Raw genomic sequence first — 16788 nt, forward strand, 5'->3', positions numbered from 1 at the left:
CAAGGGTTTAGTACTCAACTGCCCTCCGAGCGTTCGCTGCCCGACTGCAGACGCGCCTTCAGCGCCGCTTCCAGACCGGTCAATGCATCCGGCGCGGCGTCCGTGATCGCCCACCAGGTCATGCCCGCCGCGCTCCAGTGGGCGATCGAGTAGCCTTCGCGCTCGAGCGTCGCGGGGGCCGTGGGCGCTGCGCCTTCCGTGTTGTGGCCCGTGCCGCCGGAACCTGCTTGCGGAAAGACGTACACGTCGATCACATGCTTGCGGTAGTGGTACACCAGCACACCCACCCGCTGATGCGCGAGGTAATCCAGCCGCCCGCCCTCCAGCGGAAAGCCGCTCGCCGCGAGGTCTTCGACCGGCGGCGAATAGTCCAGCCGACCGTTGAACCACGGTTTGACCGTGTGCTTGTCGGTCGAAATCACGTCGATGTCGCGGCCGGAAACCTGCGCGCGCACATGGCTTTCCACCAGCTCATCGGCGAATGGCGAGAGGTCGGCGGGACGGCTCAGGTTCAGGGTCACCACCGCTGCGCCAGCGCACAACGCGATGGCCAGCGCGGCGAGCCAGCCCGGCGCGAGCAACCGGGACGCGCCGCTCCCACCGCCCGCGCCACCCATGCCGATCGGCTGGCCGAAGCCACCGGACGGCAAACGCCAGCCATCCAGCCAGCCCCGCCGACGGCGCGGACGTGATGGCGCCCTGGCGGCGTCCATCGCGCTGTCCGGTTGCGGGCCCGTTGCCCGTGGATCGTCTGCCGCGGTGGCCGGCCCTTCGATCGCGGCTCCCGGCCGTTCGGTTGCAGTCAGCGGCTGTCCAATCGCGAGGTCCGCTCCATCGGTCGCAGTCAGCGGCTCAGCCGCCGCGACAGCCCCTTCCATCGCCGGCAAGCCAGCCAGAATCCGCGCTCGCAGCGACTGCGGCGCGCGATGATAAGTCGCCGCCCGCAATGCGCCCCGCAAGGCGCCCAGATTCTCGCTCTCACGCCGGCAGGCCTCGCAGCTCTCGATGTGCTGCTGGACACGCCGCGCATCCGGCGCGGGCAATTCATGATCGGCGTTCGCATCGAGGAGCGGCCGTGCTTCGTTACAGTCCATCTGGCGTCTCCTGAGCGTGGCCGGCGTTACCGCCGGGGTTATTGAGTGGCCGTCCGTTGGCGGATGCCCGCAGCGGCGTGACGGTGGCCGAAGCGGTGGCCGGAACAGCACCCGAAACACCGCCCGAAGCAGCACCCGAAGCACCAACAGCCCCCGCCTTGCCGCCACCAGGCGCCGCCATCAGCAGCGCGGCCAGCTTGCGCCGACCCCGCGCGAGCCGCGACATCACCGTGCCGATCGGCACATCGGCCACGATCGCGATCTCGCGGTAGCCCATTTCTTCCAGTTCGCGCAGGATCAGCACCTCCCGATACTCAACCGGCAACAACGCCAATGCCTCGTGCACGCGCTTCGTGTCCTCGTCGCGGATCAGTAGCGCCTGCGGATCCGCACCACCGACGCTCCAGCCGTCGAACGCGGTGTCGTCCATGGTGTCGTCGAACTCGACCGTTTCGTGCGACGACGCGCGCCGCCGCCATTCCGTGTACCAGGTGCGTCGCACGATCGCCAGCAGCCAGGGCCGCGCGGTGTCGCCGCGAAACGTGTCGAAAAACCGGAACGCCCGCATGAAGGCTTCCTGGACGACATCGTCGGCGTCGCTGGCGTTGCCGCATAGCCAGCGCGCGAGGTTGTAAGCCGCATCCAGATGCGGCAGCGCGAGCTGCTGGAAACGGCGGCTCCTGGCGGCATCGGTTGCGGAATCGGCATCGCCGTGCGCGCGCGCGGCGTCTGAATCGGTCTGGACCACCTGGGCCCTCCAGGGCATTGCAGCTAGGCGAATCGTGGCTTGTCGTGAAGCGTTCATGACCACATAACCGGCGACAGGCCGAGTTTATTCCCGCGTCGGCAGCGAAACCTCCAAATAAGACGAGAAACAGCGCGCGCCCATGCCAGCAAGCCACTAATAAGCCGCCCGGTTCCAGTAATCCTCGCTGGCATACACCTCTTTCAGATAATCGATGAAATACCGCACCTTGGCCGGCACATACCGCTGCTGCGGATACACCGCGAGGATGTCGTAGTCCGGCAACGCGAACTCGTCGAGCACGGTTTCCAGCTCGCCGCGCACCAGTTGCTGCTGGATCTCCCACGTGGAGCGCCAGCCGAGCCCAAGCCCTTCCGACACCCAGCGATGCAGCAATTCGCCGTCGTTGCAATCGAGCGTGCCGCCCACCCGCACGGTCGCCAGTTTGCCGTTACGGCGAAAATACCAGCCGCGGTTCTGGCCGCCTTGCAGATTGAACGCGAGGCAGTTGTGCTGCGGTAGGTCTTCGAGGGTTTTCGGCTTGCCGTGGCGGCGAAAATAGTCGGGCGTGCCGCACACCACGCGCCGGTTGGTCGCCAGTTTCACCGCGACGAAGTTCGGATCGACCGCGCCGCCGATCCGGATCGACAGGTCGTAGCCCTCGCGCACCAGGTCGACCACGCGGTCGGTCAGATTGAACGACACCTGCAATTCCGGCTTGTCGGCAAGAAACGGAGGCGCGAGCGGCGCGACGTGTTTGCGGCCGAATGCCGCCGGCGCGGACACGATCAGGTGGCCGTTCACCGCGCGCCGCCCGGCGCTCAGTTCGTTTTCCGCCTGATCCCATTCGGTCAGCAGGCCACGGCAGCGCTCCAGAAACGCCGCGCCGTCTTCGCTTACCACGAGGCGGCGCGTCGAGCGATACATCAACTTCACGCCGAGGCGCTTTTCCAGCGCGTCGATACGCCGCCCCAGAATCACCGGCGACACGCCCTCTTCCAGCGCGGCCGCCGCGAGGCTGCCGGCGTCCGCCACGCGCACGAAGGTTTCGATCTGTTTGAAGCGATCCATCTTTGTCTCCTGTCGACCCGGGGCCGCGCTTCAGCACTTACCCTGGGTCTGATGCAAAACCGTTGCGGTCTTGTCTCAAGGGGCCCGAACCGCGCACCGGCCCACTGCGCGACAGCTTGCCGCAGCCCCGCGCGGTCCCGCGCCGCTCAACCGCGCTAGCGCTCGCACGCCGCCGCGATTCCATACTTTTTGTTTCGAAATAAGCGACCCGGACTGATCTTATCAAACCTTTAGGTCAGGCCTACAGTGCGTTCAACACCCTTAGTTCGCCAATTTCCAGACATTCAGGAGACATTCATGGCCAAGATGAGAGCCGTCGACGCAGCTGTGCTGGTGCTCGAAAAAGAAGGTATCGACACCGCGTTCGGTGTACCGGGCGCCGCGATCAACCCGTTCTACTCGGCCATGCGCAAGGCAGGCAACATCAGCCACGTGCTGGCGCGTCACGTCGAAGGTGCGTCGCACATGGCCGAAGGCTATACGCGCGCTCAACCGGGCAACATCGGCGTGTGTATCGGCACGTCGGGCCCTGCGGGCACCGACATGATCACCGGTTTGTATTCCGCTCAGGCCGACTCGATTCCTATTCTGGCTATCACGGGTCAGGCGCCGCGTGCGCGTCTGTACAAGGAAGACTTCCAGGCCGTCGATATCGAATCGATCGCCAAGCCCGTCACCAAGTGGGCCGTCACCGTGCGCGAGCCGGCGCTGGTGCCGCGCGTTTTCCAGCAGGCATTCCACCTGATGCGCTCGGGCCGTCCGGGTCCGGTGCTGGTCGACCTGCCGATCGACGTGCAGCTCGCCGAAATCGAATTCGACATCGACACGTACGAACCGCTGCCGGTCTACAAGCCGAAAGCGTCGCGCAAGCAGATCGAAGCCGCACTGACGTTCCTCAACGACGCGGAAAAGCCGCTGATCGTCTCGGGTGGCGGCGTGCTGAATGCAGCCGCTGAAGACCTGCTCGTGACCTTCGCGGAAACCGTCGGCGTGCCGGTGATCCCGACGCTGATGTCGTGGGGCGCGATTCCCGACGACCATCCGCTGATGGCCGGCATGGTCGGTCTGCAAACCTCGCACCGCTACGGCAACGCGACGATGCTCGCCTCCGACTTCGTGCTCGGTATCGGCAACCGCTGGGCGAACCGTCACACGGGCAGCGTCGAGGTGTACACCAAGGGCCGTAAGTTCGTGCACGTGGACATCGAGCCGACGCAAATCGGCCGCGTGTTCGGCCCGGACCTCGGCATCGTGTCGGACGCGAAGGCCGCGCTCGAACTGTTCATCGAAGTGGCGCAGGAATGGAAGGCTGCCGGCAAGCTGAAGGATCGTAGCGCGTGGGTTGCCGACTGCCAGCAACGCAAGCAAACGATGCAGCGCAAGACCCACTTCGACAACGTGCCGATGAAGCCGCAGCGCGTCTACGAAGAGATGAACCAGGTGTTCGGCCGCGATACGTGCTACGTGAGCACGATCGGTCTGTCGCAGATCGCCGGCGCGCAATTCCTGCACGTCTACAAGGCGCGCAACTGGATCAACTGCGGCCAGGCAGGCCCGCTCGGCTGGACGATTCCGGCAGCGCTGGGTGTGCGCGCAGCGGATCCGCAACGTCAGATCGTGGCGCTCTCGGGCGACTACGACTTCCAGTTCATGATCGAAGAGCTGGCCGCGGGCGCGCAATTCAAGCTGCCGTATGTGCACGTGGTGGTGAACAACTCGTACCTCGGCCTGATCCGTCAGGCACAGCGCGCGTTCGACATGGACTTCTGCGTGCAGCTCGGTTTCGAGAACATCAACGCGCCGGAAACGAACGGCTACGGTGTGGACCACGTGGCAGTTGCCGAAGGCCTGGGTTGCAAGGCGATCCGCGTGCACAAGCCGGAAGACCTGAAGCCGGCGCTGTTGAAAGCGCAGTCGATGCTCTCCGAGTTCAGCGTGCCGGTGATCGTCGAAGTGATTCTGGAACGCGTGACCAACATTTCGATGGGCACCGAGATCGACGCGATCAACGAGTTCGAAGAACTGGCCGAGAAGCGCGAAGACGCGCCGACCGCGATCAGCATGCTCGACTGAACTGCGCGACGCTGTAAGTAGAAGTAGATGAAGTGACGTGAGGACGATTGGGCAGCGCGGCGGTGTATCACCGCAACGCGCCGCCTGATCGCCGCACGACGCGCCCCATCGCGCGTCGCACCACAAGCTGCACGAAGTTATTCCATTGACCGACCAGAGAGCCAAACGCATCATGCCGAAATTCGCAGCGAATCTCACCATGCTGTTCAACGAAGTCCCGTTCCTCGACCGCTTCGCGGCCGCAGCCGACGCGGGCTTCCACGCCGTCGAATTCCTGTTTCCGTATCCGTACCAGATCGCCGAACTGAGCGAACGTCTGCAACAGAACCGCCTCAAGCTGGTCCTGCACAACCTGCCCGCGGGCAACTGGGAAGCGGGCGAACGCGGGATCGCGTGCCTGCCGGATCGCGTCGGCGAATTCCAGGAAGGCGTGGGCCGCGCAATCGAATACGCGAGCGCCCTGAAAGTGCCGCAACTGAACTGCCTCGTCGGCATTCCGACGGCGGGCGTGGATGCGGACAAAGCGCGTACGACCATCGTCGAGAACCTGCGCTTCGCCGCCGGCGAACTGAAGAAAGCCGGCATCAAGCTGCTGGTCGAACCGTGCAACTCGTACGACATTCCGGGCTTCGCGCTGAACCGTTCGGGCGAAGGCCTCGACGTGATCAACGCGGTCGGTTCGGACAACCTGTTCCTGCAATACGACATCTATCACATGCAACGGATGGAAGGCGAACTCGCGGCGACCATCAGGAAGAACCTGCCGCAGATCGCGCACATCCAGCTCGCCGACAACCCGGGCCGTAACGAACCGGGCACCGGCGAAATCAACTACCCGTTCCTGTTCAATCTGCTCGATTCGCTTGGCTACGACGGTTACGTCGGTTGCGAATACAAGCCGCGCACCACCACCGCTGCCGGCCTCGGCTGGGTGCAAAGCGTGGCCGGGCAGACCCGCGGCGCAGCTCACGCCGCTGCCTGAGCGCGTTGAGGCCTGAAGGCCTCGACGAGCGGCATCAGGCGCATGACGCCCGAGGGACGCCCCCTTGGGCAGCCCCGACACGGGGCACCCCAAACAACACTGGAGATTCAGACACATGGCAAAGATCGGTTTTATCGGCCTCGGCATCATGGGCGCGCACATGGCGCGCAACCTTATCAAGGGCGGTCACACGCTGATCGTGAACGGTGCGTATCCGGTGCCGGACGATCTGAGCAAAACGACGAGCGTGGTCGCGAATTCGACCGCCGTCGCGCAAGCCGCCGACATCGTCATCATCATGGTGCCGGACACGCCTGACGTCGCCAATGTGCTGTTCGCCGACGACGGCGTCGCCGCCGGCCTCACGCAAGGCAAGCTGGTGATCGACATGAGCTCGATCTCCCCGCTCGACACGCAGGAGTTCGCGAAGAAGATCAACGCGCTGGGCGCGGACTACCTGGATGCGCCGGTGTCCGGCGGCGAAGTCGGCGCGCGCGAAGCGACGCTGACGATCATGGTGGGCGGCCCGGAAAAGGCGTTCGCGCTGGCCAAGCCGCTGTTCGAACTGATGGGCAAGAACATCTCGCTGATCGGCGACAACGGCGCGGGTCAAACCTGCAAGGTCGCGAACCAGATCATCGTTGCGCTGAACATCGAAGCCGTGGCTGAAGCGCTGCTGTTCGCATCGCGTTCGGGTGCCGATCCGGAGCGTGTCCGTAAAGCGCTGATGGGCGGCTTCGCCTCGTCGCGGATTCTCGAAGTGCACGGCGAGCGTATGACGAAGCGCACGTTCGATCCGGGCTTCCGCATCGAACTGCACCAGAAGGATCTGAACCTCGCACTCGACGGCGCACGCAAGCTGGGTATCGCGCTGCCGCATACGGCGAGCGCGCAGCAACTGTTCAGCGTGTGCGCGGCAAACGGCGGCAAGGCATGGGATCACTCGGCCATGGTGCGCGCGCTGGAAATCATGGCGAACTACGAAGTCGCGCAAGCGCCGGGTAGCGAAGCCAAGGCTGCTTAATACCGATCGTCTCTTGACAGAGCATCGTTACAGATCGTCGTGATGGTTGCGTTCGCAACGTCGTGACGATCGCAGGTGGGGCGCCCGGTTCGTCGTGCATAGGCACGGCGGAACGGGCAAATCGTGCCGCTCTGGGCTGAGAGCGGCAAGTGGGGTCCGCAGCGGCACCCGGCGGCGCCGGGGAAGCCTTGGTCGGTCAGACGTCGTCGTCGGGTGTCCGGCTGTCGGATTTCATGCTTATGCTTTTTCAGCCAATCTCTCGCAGCGGGTGCATCATGCACACCGCCCGTGCGCAGCTGAGTTCAACTCTCAGCGTGCGCTTGCCTGCGCCTACGGGGCTGCACGTTCAGTCGCAAGCCCGCTTGCATTTGCTTGCAACTCCGTCTTCTCTTCGCGACCTTATTTGACACACCGGTCCGCGCTTTTCTCCTACACTCGTTGAGTCTGGTTGCCGGCTTACGTGCGTTCGCATGCGGCTTGCTACACGCGGTAACGCAGGCCTCTGTCTTATTCGCCCGTTTCCCGTTTCGCAACCAGTGTTCAACCCGTGAGCGAAGCCTGCTTGCGCCAGTAACCCCTCTGCAAAGGATTCAGAATGAGTATCTTTGGTGACATCGTCAACAAGCTCTTCGGCAAAGCGAAGCCCGATCAGCCTGCACCCGCGGTTGAGCCGACCCCGGATCCGGCAGCCGCGCAAGCTGCCGCGCCGGACGCCGCACCGGCGCCCGCGCCGCTCGCCGACGTCGACGTCGCTGCCGTCATGGACCAGTTCGTGAGCGAGAGCGGCCAGACGCTGAACTGGCGCACGTCGATCGTCGACACGCTGAAGGCGCTCGGCGTCGACAGCAGCCTCGATCATCGCAAGCAGCTCGCCCAGGAATTGAAGTACACCGGCGACACGAACGACTCGGCAAGCATGAACATCTGGCTGCACAAACAGGTGATGCAAGCGCTGGCGGCGAATGGCGGCAAGTTGCCGCCGGATCTGGCGGCCTAAGCGCTGGCTGTTCGAATCAACCGCAAGCAGAAATGACAACGCGGCGCCCGGGTCTTACCCGGGCGCCGCGTTGTCATTGAAGCTTCAACTGCGCTGACTCGCTGAGTTGCGGAGTCAATGAACCGCTGACTCGCTCAGCGCGCAACCGATCAGTACGTATCGAACGTCTTCTGCAGCGCCACCGGCCCCGTGCCGCCCGCGGCCAGCGCCAGCATCAGCAGCACGCGCGCCTTGTACGGATTCAGCGCACCCGCGCTGACGAAACCGAGCGCGTCGTCGGCCGCGGCGCCGTTGCGCATTACATGCCCCGATCCCACGCGCGAAGAACGCACCACCGCAACGCCCTGCGACGCCGCGTCGGCAAGCGCCTGCTGCATCGACATGTGAATCGAACCGTTGCCCGTGCCCGCCACGACGATACCGCGCACACCGGCGGCCACCAGCGCATCCACCGCGATTCGCGACACGCCCGCATAGCTCGCGACGATCTCGACATGCGGCCACTTCGGCCCAATCACGAATTCGGTTGCCAGCGTATGCGGCCGCACCACGGCGCGCTGGAATTCGACCCTGCCGTCCTGCACCCAACCGAGCGCGCCGATCTCGGGCGACTGGAACGCGTCCACCGCGTAGGTGCTCGTCTTGACGACGTCGCGCGCGCTGTGAATCTTGTTGTTGAAGGCCACCAGCACGCCCTGCCCGCGCGAGCCCGCATGCGCCGCGACGGTGACCGCGTTGAGCAGATTCAACGGACCATCGGCTGACAACGCCGACGCCGGACGCATGGCCGCAGTCAGCACCACCGGCTTATCCGACTTGACGGTCAGATGCAGCAGATAGGCGGTTTCTTCGAGCGTATCGGTGCCGTGCGTGATCACCACACCGTCGATCCCGTCGGTCGCGAGCAGCGTGTTGATGCGCTGTGCGAGCGTGGTCCACAACGGCATGGTCATGTCTTTGCTGTCGACGCTGGCAATCTGCTCGGGCGCGATACGCGCCACCGTGGACAACGCCGGCACCACGGAAAGCAGTTGCTCGACGCCGACCACACCGGCCTGGTAACCGGAGGTGTTGGTGGCGTCCGCGGCCGCGCCGGCGATCGTGCCGCCGGTCGCGAGCACGGCAATGCACGGCAGCGGCGGCGTAGCGCCTTCGCCCGAAGGCGCGGCGGAAGAGGAAGTCAGAGTATTCATGGCGGCGATTGTAAGCGATGCGCCGCGCGCCGCCATGCGTGAAAAAACGGATGTCCGTTCGTTTCGGTTCTGAGCCTTAAACCGCTTCGCGCAACTGCGCCGCGATTTCCGCTTCGTTCAATTGCGGCGCGAACATTTCGATCAGCCGGTACGCGTACGCGCGCAGGAACGCGCCCTTGCGCAAACCGACCCGCGTGGTGCTCGCTTCGAAAAGATGCTGCGTATCCAGCGCGACCAGTTCGGTATCGCGCTTCGGATCGTAGGCCATGGCCGCGACCACGCCGATCCCCATGCCGAGTTCGACGTAAGTCTTGATCACGTCGGCGTCGATCGCGGTCAGCACGACGTCGGTCAACGCGCCCGCTTTCGCGAACGCCTGGTCGATATGCGAGCGGCCCGTGAAATCCTGGTCGTACGTGATGATCGGGAATTCGGCGATCTCGTCGAGCGTCAGATTCTGCCGGCCCACCAGCGGATGATCCTTCGGCACGACCACGATGTGATGCCACGAATAGCACGGGAACGTGACGATATCGGGGAAGCGGTCGAGCGCTTCGGTCGAGATGCCGATATCCGCTTCGCCGTTGATGATCATCTGCGCGATCTGTTGCGGGCTGCCCTGGCGCAGCGCCAGATGCACCTTCGGGAACACCTCGGTGAATTGACGGATCACCTTCGGCAACGCGTAACGCGCCTGCGTGTGGGTGGTCGCCACGACCAGGTGGCCGCTGTCCTGATCGGCGTACTGACGGGCCACACGGCGCAGATTTTCCGCATCGAGCAGCATCCGCTCGATCAGTTGATGCACCGCCTTGCCCGGTTCGGTGAGACCTGTCAGGCGCTTGCCGCGTCGAATGAAAATGTCGACGCCGAGTTCGTCTTCCAGATCCTTGATCTGTTTCGACACGCCCGATTGCGACGTGTACAACACGTTCGCCACCTCGGTCAGATTCATGTTCTGACGCACGGCCTCGCGCACGAAGCGCAATTGCTGGAAGTTCATCTGTATGTCTCCGGTTCAGCCAGAGTTGAGTTATTTGAGTTTGATTGAAACACCGAGTTTGATGCCTTGCCTGCCATGCTCTCCGGACAGGCGCCCTACTAGTGCGCCGGAAACACCCGCAACGCGCGCGGCACGGCGGTCACGCCGTCGCCGACCGCCAGTTGCAGATCGCGCCACGACTCGCGATCCAGCTCGGCTTCGAGCAGAGTGCCCTCGCGGCCCGCGAGCTCGACCCGCACCGAGCCGCCGAGCGTCACCACGCGCCGCACGTCGACCACGATCCCTTCGCGATGCCCGGACGCTTGCGGATACAACTGCAGGTCGTGCGGCCGTACATAGGCAAACGCCGGGCCGCTGAAATCGGCCTTGATCGATACCGGCAACGCGGCGCCGTCCACCACGAAACCGCTCGCGTCGACGTTGCCGTGCAGACGGTTGGCCGCGCCGAGAAACTCGTACACGAACGAGGTTTGCGGATGGTCGTACACATCTTGCGGACTGCCCACCTGCTCCACGTGCCCACGATTGAGCACGACGATACGGTCGGCCACTTCGAGCGCTTCTTCCTGATCGTGCGTGACGAAGATCGTCGAGATATGCAGATCGTCATGCAAGCGCCGCAGCCAGCTACGCAATTCCTTGCGCACCTTCGCGTCGAGCGCGCCGAACGGTTCGTCGAGCAGCAGCACTTTCGGTTCGACCGCGAGCGCGCGCGCCAGCGCAATCCGCTGCCGCTGACCGCCCGACAATTCCGACGGATAACGTTGCGCGAGCCAGTCGAGTTGCACGAGCTTCAACAGTTCATGCACCTTCTCGCGAATCACCGCTTCCGAAGGCCGCTCCTTGCGCGGCTTCACGCGCAAGCCGAACGCGACGTTCTCGAACACCGTCATATGACGGAACAGCGCGTAATGCTGGAACACGAAACCCACTTCACGTTCGCGCGCGCCGACCGTCGCGACGTCCTGGCCTTGCAGCTCGACCTGGCCGCCGTCCGCGTATTCGAGTCCGGCGATCACGCGCAACAAGGTGGTCTTGCCACAACCCGACGGCCCGAGCAGCGCAACCAGTTCACCCGGCGGAAAGTCGAGCGAGACGTTATCGAGCGCGACGAAATCGCCGAAGCGCTTCTGCAGGTTACGAACAGTGATACCCATTACAGCTCTCCTTGCTTGAGCGGGTGTTGCGGCGAGACAGGCGTTGCCTTGAACGATGGCGATGGCGATGGCGATGAGGCAGCGGCCAGCGCGACGGGACCGGCATACGCGGGCACGTCGCGCGCGGCCGACAGTTCCGCCGACATATGGCGCTCGGCGAGCAGCTTCAGCCCCAGCGTGACGAGTGCGAGCAAGGCCAGCACCGACGCCACGGCGAACGCCGCCGAGAAGTTGTATTCGTTGTAGAGAATTTCGACGTGCAACGGCATCGTGTCGGTCTGGCCGCGAATGTGGCCCGACACCACCGAGACCGCGCCGAACTCGCCCATGGCCCGCGCGTTACACAGAATCACGCCGTACAGCAGGCCCCATTTGACGTTCGGCAGCGTGACGCGGCGGAAGATCTGCCAGCCCGACGCGCCGAGCACGTGAGCGGCTTCTTCCTCGTCGTTGCCTTGCGCCTGCATCAGCGGAATCAGTTCACGCGCAACGAACGGGAACGTGACGAAGATCGTCGCGAGCACAATGCCCGGCACCGCGAAGATGATCTGCACGTTGTGGTCGATCAGCCACGGGCCGAACCAGCCTTGCGCGCCGAACATCAGCACGTAGATCAGGCCCGAGATCACCGGCGAGACCGAGAACGGCAGATCGATCAGCGTGGTCAGCAGCGCCTTGCCGCGGAATTCGAACTTGGCGATACACCACGAAGCCGCGAGGCCGAACACGAGATTCAGCGGCACGGCGATCGCGGCGGTAATCACGGTCAGCTTGATCGCCGACAGCGCGTCCGGATCGGCGAGCGATTCCAGATAGAACCCGAGGCCCTTGCTCAACGCCTGATAGAACACGGCGACCAGCGGCACGACCAGAAACAGCGTGAGAAACAGCAGCGCGACGGCGGTCAGGAGCCAGCGCACGACGGGCGCTTCGGTGACCGGATCGGGGCGGCGCGACACGTTCAAGGGCGCGCGCGGTGCAACGGCGACGGCAGCGACGGTCGCACGGTCGGCGCCGTTCACGTCATTCACGGACTGGCGGCTCATTGCGCGCCTCCGCCGATCGCCGCGACGCTGACCGCAGCCGGCGCCGGACTCGCGCCACCTCGACCCGTGCGGCGTTGCAAATACCACTGCAAGGTATTGATGAACAGCAGCATCAGGAACGACACGACCAGCATCACCACCGCGATCGCGGTAGCGCCCGCGTAGTCGTACTGTTCGAGCTTGGTGATGATCAGCAGCGAGGTGATTTCCGATTTCATCGGCACGTTGCCGGCGATGAAAATCACCGAGCCGTATTCGCCGAGCGCCCGCGCGAACGCCAGCGCGAAACCGGTCAGCAACGCGGGGAACACGGCCGGCAGCACGACGCGGCGAAACGTCAGCCAGCGCGACGCGCCGAGGCACGCGGCGGCCTCTTCCTGCTCGCGTTCGAACTCTTCGAGCACCGGCTGCACCGTGCGCACCACGAACGGCAAACCGATGAAGGTCAGCGCGACCAGCACGCCGGCCGGCGTGAACGCGATCTTCAGGCCGAGCGGTTCGAGAAACTGGCCGATCCAGCCGTTGCCCGCGTACACTGCCGCGAGCGAAATGCCGGCCACGGAGGTCGGCAGCGCGAACGGCAGATCGACCACGGCGTCGACGATGCGTTTGAACGGGAACGTGTAACGCACCAGCACCCACGCGACCAGAAAGCCGAACACCGCGTTGATCAGCGCGCCGCCGAGCGCGGAGAAAAACGTCAGGCGATACGACGCGAGCACGCGCGGCGAACTCACCGCCCGCACGAACTGAGGCCAGTCCAGCGTAGCGGTCTTGAGAAACGTCGCCGCCAGCGGAATCAGCACCACGAGGCTCAGATAAGCCACGGTGATGCCAAGGGTCAAGCCAAAACCGGGCAACGCGCTCGGTTTTCGGAAGGTCAACGTCGTCATGCTGGTTACTCGTTCAGGTTGATGCCGGTGTTGCGAGGACCGAATTCCGGCCGCCGGGCCTTGGGCGGCCAAAAGCGCGCCCATGGGGCGCGCTCGGGGGTCATGCGTTGCCGTTGGCCGGCCACATCGTCGCGTTGCTGCGTCGGGGTTGACCGGCCAAGCCGGCCTTACTGCGGCGCGTAGATCGAATCGAACACGCCGCCGTCGGCAAAGTGCGTCTTCTGCGCGTTGGTCCAGCCGCCGAACGAATCGTCCACCGTGTACAGCTTCAGCTTTGGAAACTTGGCCGTCAGCTCCGCCGGCACCTTGTTCGAACGCGGACGATAGAAGTTGCGCGCGGCGATCTCCTGGCCTTCTTCGCTGTACAGGAAGTTCAGATACGCTTCGGCCACCTTGCGCGTGCCGTGCCGGTCGACGACCTTGTCCACCACGGCGACCGGCGGCTCGGCCAGAATGCTGACCGACGGCACGACGATTTCAAACTTCTCCGGGCCAAACTCCTTCAGCGACAGGAACGCTTCGTTTTCCCACGCGATCAGCACGTCGCCGATACCGCGTTGCACGAAGCTGGTGGTCGCGCCGCGCGCGCCCGAATCCAGCACGCCGGCATTCTTATAGAGCTTGCCGACGAATTCCTTGGCCTTCTGGTCGTTGCCGCCCGGCTGATGTTCGGCATACGCCCACGCCGCGAGGTAGTTCCAGCGCGCGCCGCCCGAGGTCTTCGGATTCGGCGTCACGATCGACACGCCCGGCTTGATCAGATCGTCCCAATCCTTGATGTGCTTCGGGTTGCCCTTGCGCACCAGAAACACGATCGTCGACGTGTACGGCGACGCGTTGTCCGGCAAGCGCTTTTGCCAACCCTTGTCGAGCAGGCCCTTGTTGGCCAGCGCGTCGATGTCGTAGGCCAGCGCCAGCGTCACCACGTCCGCCTGCAGACCGTCGAGCACCGAGCGCGCCTGCGCGCCGGAGCCGCCGTGCGACTGCTTGAAGGTGATCGTCTCGCCGGTCTTCGCCTTCCATTCCTTGCCGAACGCCTGATTGATGTCCTGATACAGCTCGCGGGTCGGATCGTAGGACACGTTCAGCAGCGTCGTGTCGGCGGCCTGCGCCTGCGCCATCACGCCGAGCGCCCCGGCCGCGCCCAATGCGAGCGCCGCGATGATTTTTCTGGTCTTGCCTGCCAGCCCCGTACCTTGGTCGTTCATGTCAACTTTCTCCGCGTTGTGGTCCGCTAAAACAGCGTCTGGTGTTGTTCTACGTCGCGGTCACGTGCACATGAGCGCCAACTCGGAGGCCAGTCTATCGAAGAGCTTTCATCATTAAAAATAATGTTTCTTCATTCTTTAATACTCAAAAGTGGTAATGACAGCTGGGTAAGGCGTTGCGGCACGAACGTGGGCGTTGGAACGCCCTTTTGCGGCGCTGTAGCGGCACCCGAAGCGACGAACTTAAAGTAAAGCTTGAATTGCGCCGAATACTGTATAAAAATACAGTCACCTGTTCATACATACAGTGGCCATGACCAAACTCACCGCACGACAGCAGCAGGTTTTCGATCTGATCCGCCGGGCTATCGAACGCACCGGTTTTCCGCCCACCCGCGCGGAGATTGCCGCGGAACTGGGCTTCAGCTCCGCGAACTCCGCAGAAGAGCATCTGCGCGCGCTCGCTCGCAAGGGTGTGATCGAACTCGCAGCCGGCGCATCGCGCGGCATTCGCCTGCTGAGCGGGCCGGATGACTCGCCTTACCAGTTCACGCTGCCGCACTCGAGCATCATGCAACTGTCCCTGCCGCTGATCGGCCGGGTGGCTGCGGGTAGCCCGATCCTCGCGCAGGAACATATCGCGCAGCACTATGCGTGCGACCCGGCGCTGTTCTCCAGCAAGCCCGACTACCTGCTGAAGGTGCGCGGGCTGTCCATGCGCGACGCGGGCATCTTCGACGGCGACCTGCTCGCCGTGCAGAAGAAGAGCGAGGCCAAAGACGGCCAGATCATCATCGCGCGGCTGGGCGACGACGTGACGGTCAAGCGCTTGAAGCGCCGGCCGAACGGCATCGAACTGATTGCCGAGAATCCCGATTACGAAAACATCTTCGTTGAAACCGGCAGTGCGGAATTCGCGCTGGAAGGAATCGCCGTCGGGCTGATTCGCCCGGGTGAGTTTTAAGCGGTTTGTCTTTGGTGGGGCGTTGGTTGGTTCGTTTGTTTGGACGACACCACCTCGACGCCGCCCCGACACAGCACTAACGCCGCATCAACGTCGTACTCACGCTGCATCATCTTTGCATCGCCTGGAGAGACTCATGGAACGCCTTGCCCGCTTGCTGCCTTTTCGCCAGTTCGGTCGTCTGCGTCATCTGCGCAAGCTGGTGCCCTGCTCGTTGATCGAGGCATCCACGGCGAGCACGCCCTCGCTATTCGATTCGCTCGACGAGGCGTCGAATTTACAGGCGGCGCTTCCGTCTTCCTTGCCGGCGTTTGCGCGCGTGTCGTTGAACTCGGGACTGAATACGGCGGAACCGGCCCGTCGCGCGCCGGTGCGTGTCTATCACGGGCCGTCGCGGCTCATCATGGTCGGCACGGTCGACGCTGTCTGCCGCATGATCGATCGCTGCATCGCCGAAGAAGCGAATGTGCACGGCGCAGTATTCGAAGGCTGAGCGGTTCGGTTCTGAGCGATTGGATTCTGTTCTGAAGCGGTTGTCCTGTCGCATTGCCGGAATCAGTCAGGGATCGTTTTGGCGTGGCCGCGGTCCACGTTAGATCACACCTGATAGAGAGTCTCACTCGATGGCTGTTTCGACCCGCACGAAGAGCAGCGCCACCCGGCCGCTGATCGTTACGTTAATTGTGATCGTGGTGATTGCCGCGCTAGGTTTCGCGTACGCATCGCCGTATCTCGCGCTGAACAACCTTAAACGCGCAGCGGATGCGCGCGACGCGCAAACCGTCAACCAATACGTCGATTTCCCCGCGTTGCGCGAGAGCCTGAAGCAGCAGGTGACCGGCTTGCTGACGCGCCGGCTCGACGCACACAGCAACGGCAATCCGCTCGCCGCCATTGGCGCGATGATCGGCGTGGCGCTGCTTGGTCCGCTCGTGGATGCCTATGCAACGCCAGATGGCGTCGCCGCGTTGCTGAACGGCATGCCGCCGCGCGGCAACCCTGGCGAGCGGCCACCGGTGCCACCCGCGGCGAATAATCCGTCAGCGGCTGAGACGCCTGCGCCGACACCGGCACCGTCCGCTGCGCCAACCCAGCCCGACGCGGCCGCCAACAACGCGAACCCGGCCGCTACACCGTCGCAACCGCCGCAAACCACGGCGGGCTACCGTGGCCTCAACGAATTCGTCGTCACGTACCAGCATGGCGCGGGCGACGCGCGTTACTCGGCGATCTTCGCGCGCGAAGGCTTGTTCACGTGGAAGCTGGCCGCGGTCGATCTGAACCCGTGAGGTCCGGGTAACGTTCGAGCGATGCTCAATTGCGAAGAACCGGCGCGGT

Annotated in this window: 16 protein-coding genes; 7 read left to right on the forward strand and 9 right to left on the reverse strand. The window is 64.1% G+C overall.

What is annotated here, in order from left to right; genetic code table 11:
• Positions 1-14 precede the first annotated feature (14 nt).
• The 3 genes from GGD40_RS03985 to GGD40_RS03995 form a co-directional block, all read right to left on the reverse strand.
• Positions 15-1094 (reverse strand): zf-HC2 domain-containing protein, encoded by a 1080-nt coding sequence (locus GGD40_RS03985; protein ID WP_179742839.1) that lies wholly within the window; start codon positions 1092-1094, stop codon positions 15-17.
• Positions 1084-1842 (reverse strand): RNA polymerase sigma factor, encoded by a 759-nt coding sequence (locus GGD40_RS03990; protein ID WP_179742840.1) that lies wholly within the window; start codon positions 1840-1842, stop codon positions 1084-1086. Before GGD40_RS03990 ends, GGD40_RS03985 begins: the two co-directional genes overlap by 11 nt.
• A 153-nt stretch (positions 1843-1995) precedes the next feature.
• The gene (locus GGD40_RS03995; RefSeq protein WP_179705100.1) at positions 1996-2910 is read right to left on the reverse strand and encodes a LysR family transcriptional regulator; all 915 of its coding nucleotides are present in this window, start codon (positions 2908-2910) and stop codon (positions 1996-1998) included.
• 297 nt (positions 2911-3207) lie between these two features.
• On the opposite strand from GGD40_RS03995, the gene gcl reads away from it, so the two are divergent.
• The 4 genes from gcl to GGD40_RS04015 all read left to right on the forward strand — a co-directional run bounded on the left by gcl (position 3208) and on the right by GGD40_RS04015 (position 7986).
• On the forward strand, positions 3208-4983 hold the full coding sequence (gene gcl / locus GGD40_RS04000; RefSeq protein WP_035550570.1) for a glyoxylate carboligase: 1776 nt from the start codon (positions 3208-3210) through the stop codon (positions 4981-4983).
• Positions 4984-5155: 172 nt separating this feature from the next.
• Positions 5156-5965, forward strand: coding sequence for a hydroxypyruvate isomerase (gene hyi / locus GGD40_RS04005; RefSeq protein ID WP_179742841.1), 810 nt, complete (start codon positions 5156-5158; stop codon positions 5963-5965).
• Between the two features lie 115 nt (positions 5966-6080).
• Complete coding sequence (locus GGD40_RS04010) at positions 6081-6989, forward strand: 2-hydroxy-3-oxopropionate reductase (RefSeq protein WP_179742842.1); 909 nt, start codon at positions 6081-6083, stop codon at positions 6987-6989.
• Between the two features lie 595 nt (positions 6990-7584).
• A complete protein-coding gene (locus tag GGD40_RS04015) occupies positions 7585-7986 on the forward strand; it encodes a DUF3597 domain-containing protein (protein WP_179705108.1) in 402 nt (133 codons plus the stop codon).
• Positions 7987-8135: 149 nt separating this feature from the next.
• Here GGD40_RS04015 and GGD40_RS04020 read toward each other — a convergent pair whose 3' ends face one another.
• From GGD40_RS04020 to GGD40_RS04045, 6 genes are all read right to left on the reverse strand, one after another.
• A complete protein-coding gene (locus GGD40_RS04020; RefSeq protein WP_179742843.1) occupies positions 8136-9179 on the reverse strand; it encodes an asparaginase in 1044 nt (347 codons plus the stop codon).
• A 76-nt stretch (positions 9180-9255) separates the two neighbouring features.
• Complete coding sequence (locus GGD40_RS04025) at positions 9256-10182, reverse strand: CysB family HTH-type transcriptional regulator (RefSeq protein WP_179742844.1); 927 nt, start codon at positions 10180-10182, stop codon at positions 9256-9258.
• Between the two features lie 98 nt (positions 10183-10280).
• Positions 10281-11339 (reverse strand): sulfate/molybdate ABC transporter ATP-binding protein, encoded by a 1059-nt coding sequence (locus tag GGD40_RS04030; protein WP_179742845.1) that lies wholly within the window; start codon positions 11337-11339, stop codon positions 10281-10283.
• Positions 11339-12385 carry a sulfate ABC transporter permease subunit CysW gene (gene cysW / locus GGD40_RS04035; protein WP_179742846.1) on the reverse strand — a complete coding sequence of 349 codons (1047 nt, stop codon included), beginning with the start codon at positions 12383-12385 and terminating at the stop codon, positions 11339-11341. Before cysW ends, GGD40_RS04030 begins: the two co-directional genes overlap by 1 nt.
• Positions 12382-13278 carry a sulfate ABC transporter permease subunit CysT gene (cysT, locus tag GGD40_RS04040; RefSeq protein ID WP_179742847.1) on the reverse strand — a complete coding sequence of 299 codons (897 nt, stop codon included), beginning with the start codon at positions 13276-13278 and terminating at the stop codon, positions 12382-12384. The genes cysW and cysT overlap by 4 nt, the downstream gene beginning before the upstream one ends.
• 167 nt (positions 13279-13445) lie before the next feature.
• Positions 13446-14486 carry a sulfate ABC transporter substrate-binding protein gene (locus GGD40_RS04045; protein WP_179742848.1) on the reverse strand — a complete coding sequence of 347 codons (1041 nt, stop codon included), beginning with the start codon at positions 14484-14486 and terminating at the stop codon, positions 13446-13448.
• Positions 14487-14799: 313 nt separating this feature from the next.
• Here GGD40_RS04045 and lexA point away from each other — a divergent pair, with 313 nt between their 5' ends.
• From lexA to GGD40_RS04060, 3 genes are all read left to right on the forward strand, one after another.
• Positions 14800-15450, forward strand: a complete 651-nt coding sequence (gene lexA / locus GGD40_RS04050) for a transcriptional repressor LexA (protein WP_179705120.1) — start codon at positions 14800-14802, stop codon at positions 15448-15450.
• Positions 15451-15586: 136 nt separating this feature from the next.
• A complete protein-coding gene (locus tag GGD40_RS04055) occupies positions 15587-15943 on the forward strand; it encodes a hypothetical protein (protein ID WP_035550593.1) in 357 nt (118 codons plus the stop codon).
• Between the two features lie 130 nt (positions 15944-16073).
• On the forward strand, positions 16074-16739 hold the full coding sequence (locus GGD40_RS04060; RefSeq protein WP_179705122.1) for a DUF2939 domain-containing protein: 666 nt from the start codon (positions 16074-16076) through the stop codon (positions 16737-16739).
• Positions 16740-16788 lie beyond the last annotated feature (49 nt).

It is taken from the genome of Paraburkholderia bryophila, from assembly GCF_013409255.1.
Taxonomy (GTDB): domain Bacteria; phylum Pseudomonadota; class Gammaproteobacteria; order Burkholderiales; family Burkholderiaceae; genus Paraburkholderia.

Coding starts and splice junctions, on each gene's coding strand:
- GGD40_RS03985 (WP_179742839.1), bottom strand. CDS start 1,094: ATGGACTGTAACGAAGCACGGCCGCTCCTCGATGCGAACGCCGATCAT.
- GGD40_RS03995 (WP_179705100.1), bottom strand. CDS start 2,910: ATGGATCGCTTCAAACAGATCGAAACCTTCGTGCGCGTGGCGGACGCC.
- gcl (WP_035550570.1), top strand. CDS start 3,208: ATGGCCAAGATGAGAGCCGTCGACGCAGCTGTGCTGGTGCTCGAAAAA.
- hyi (WP_179742841.1), top strand. CDS start 5,156: ATGCCGAAATTCGCAGCGAATCTCACCATGCTGTTCAACGAAGTCCCG.
- GGD40_RS04010 (WP_179742842.1), top strand. CDS start 6,081: ATGGCAAAGATCGGTTTTATCGGCCTCGGCATCATGGGCGCGCACATG.
- GGD40_RS04015 (WP_179705108.1), top strand. CDS start 7,585: ATGAGTATCTTTGGTGACATCGTCAACAAGCTCTTCGGCAAAGCGAAG.
- GGD40_RS04020 (WP_179742843.1), bottom strand. CDS start 9,179: ATGAATACTCTGACTTCCTCTTCCGCCGCGCCTTCGGGCGAAGGCGCT.
- GGD40_RS04025 (WP_179742844.1), bottom strand. CDS start 10,182: ATGAACTTCCAGCAATTGCGCTTCGTGCGCGAGGCCGTGCGTCAGAAC.
- GGD40_RS04030 (WP_179742845.1), bottom strand. CDS start 11,339: ATGGGTATCACTGTTCGTAACCTGCAGAAGCGCTTCGGCGATTTCGTC.
- cysW (WP_179742846.1), bottom strand. CDS start 12,385: ATGAGCCGCCAGTCCGTGAATGACGTGAACGGCGCCGACCGTGCGACC.
- cysT (WP_179742847.1), bottom strand. CDS start 13,278: ATGACGACGTTGACCTTCCGAAAACCGAGCGCGTTGCCCGGTTTTGGC.
- GGD40_RS04045 (WP_179742848.1), bottom strand. CDS start 14,486: ATGAACGACCAAGGTACGGGGCTGGCAGGCAAGACCAGAAAAATCATC.
- lexA (WP_179705120.1), top strand. CDS start 14,800: ATGACCAAACTCACCGCACGACAGCAGCAGGTTTTCGATCTGATCCGC.
- GGD40_RS04055 (WP_035550593.1), top strand. CDS start 15,587: ATGGAACGCCTTGCCCGCTTGCTGCCTTTTCGCCAGTTCGGTCGTCTG.
- GGD40_RS04060 (WP_179705122.1), top strand. CDS start 16,074: ATGGCTGTTTCGACCCGCACGAAGAGCAGCGCCACCCGGCCGCTGATC.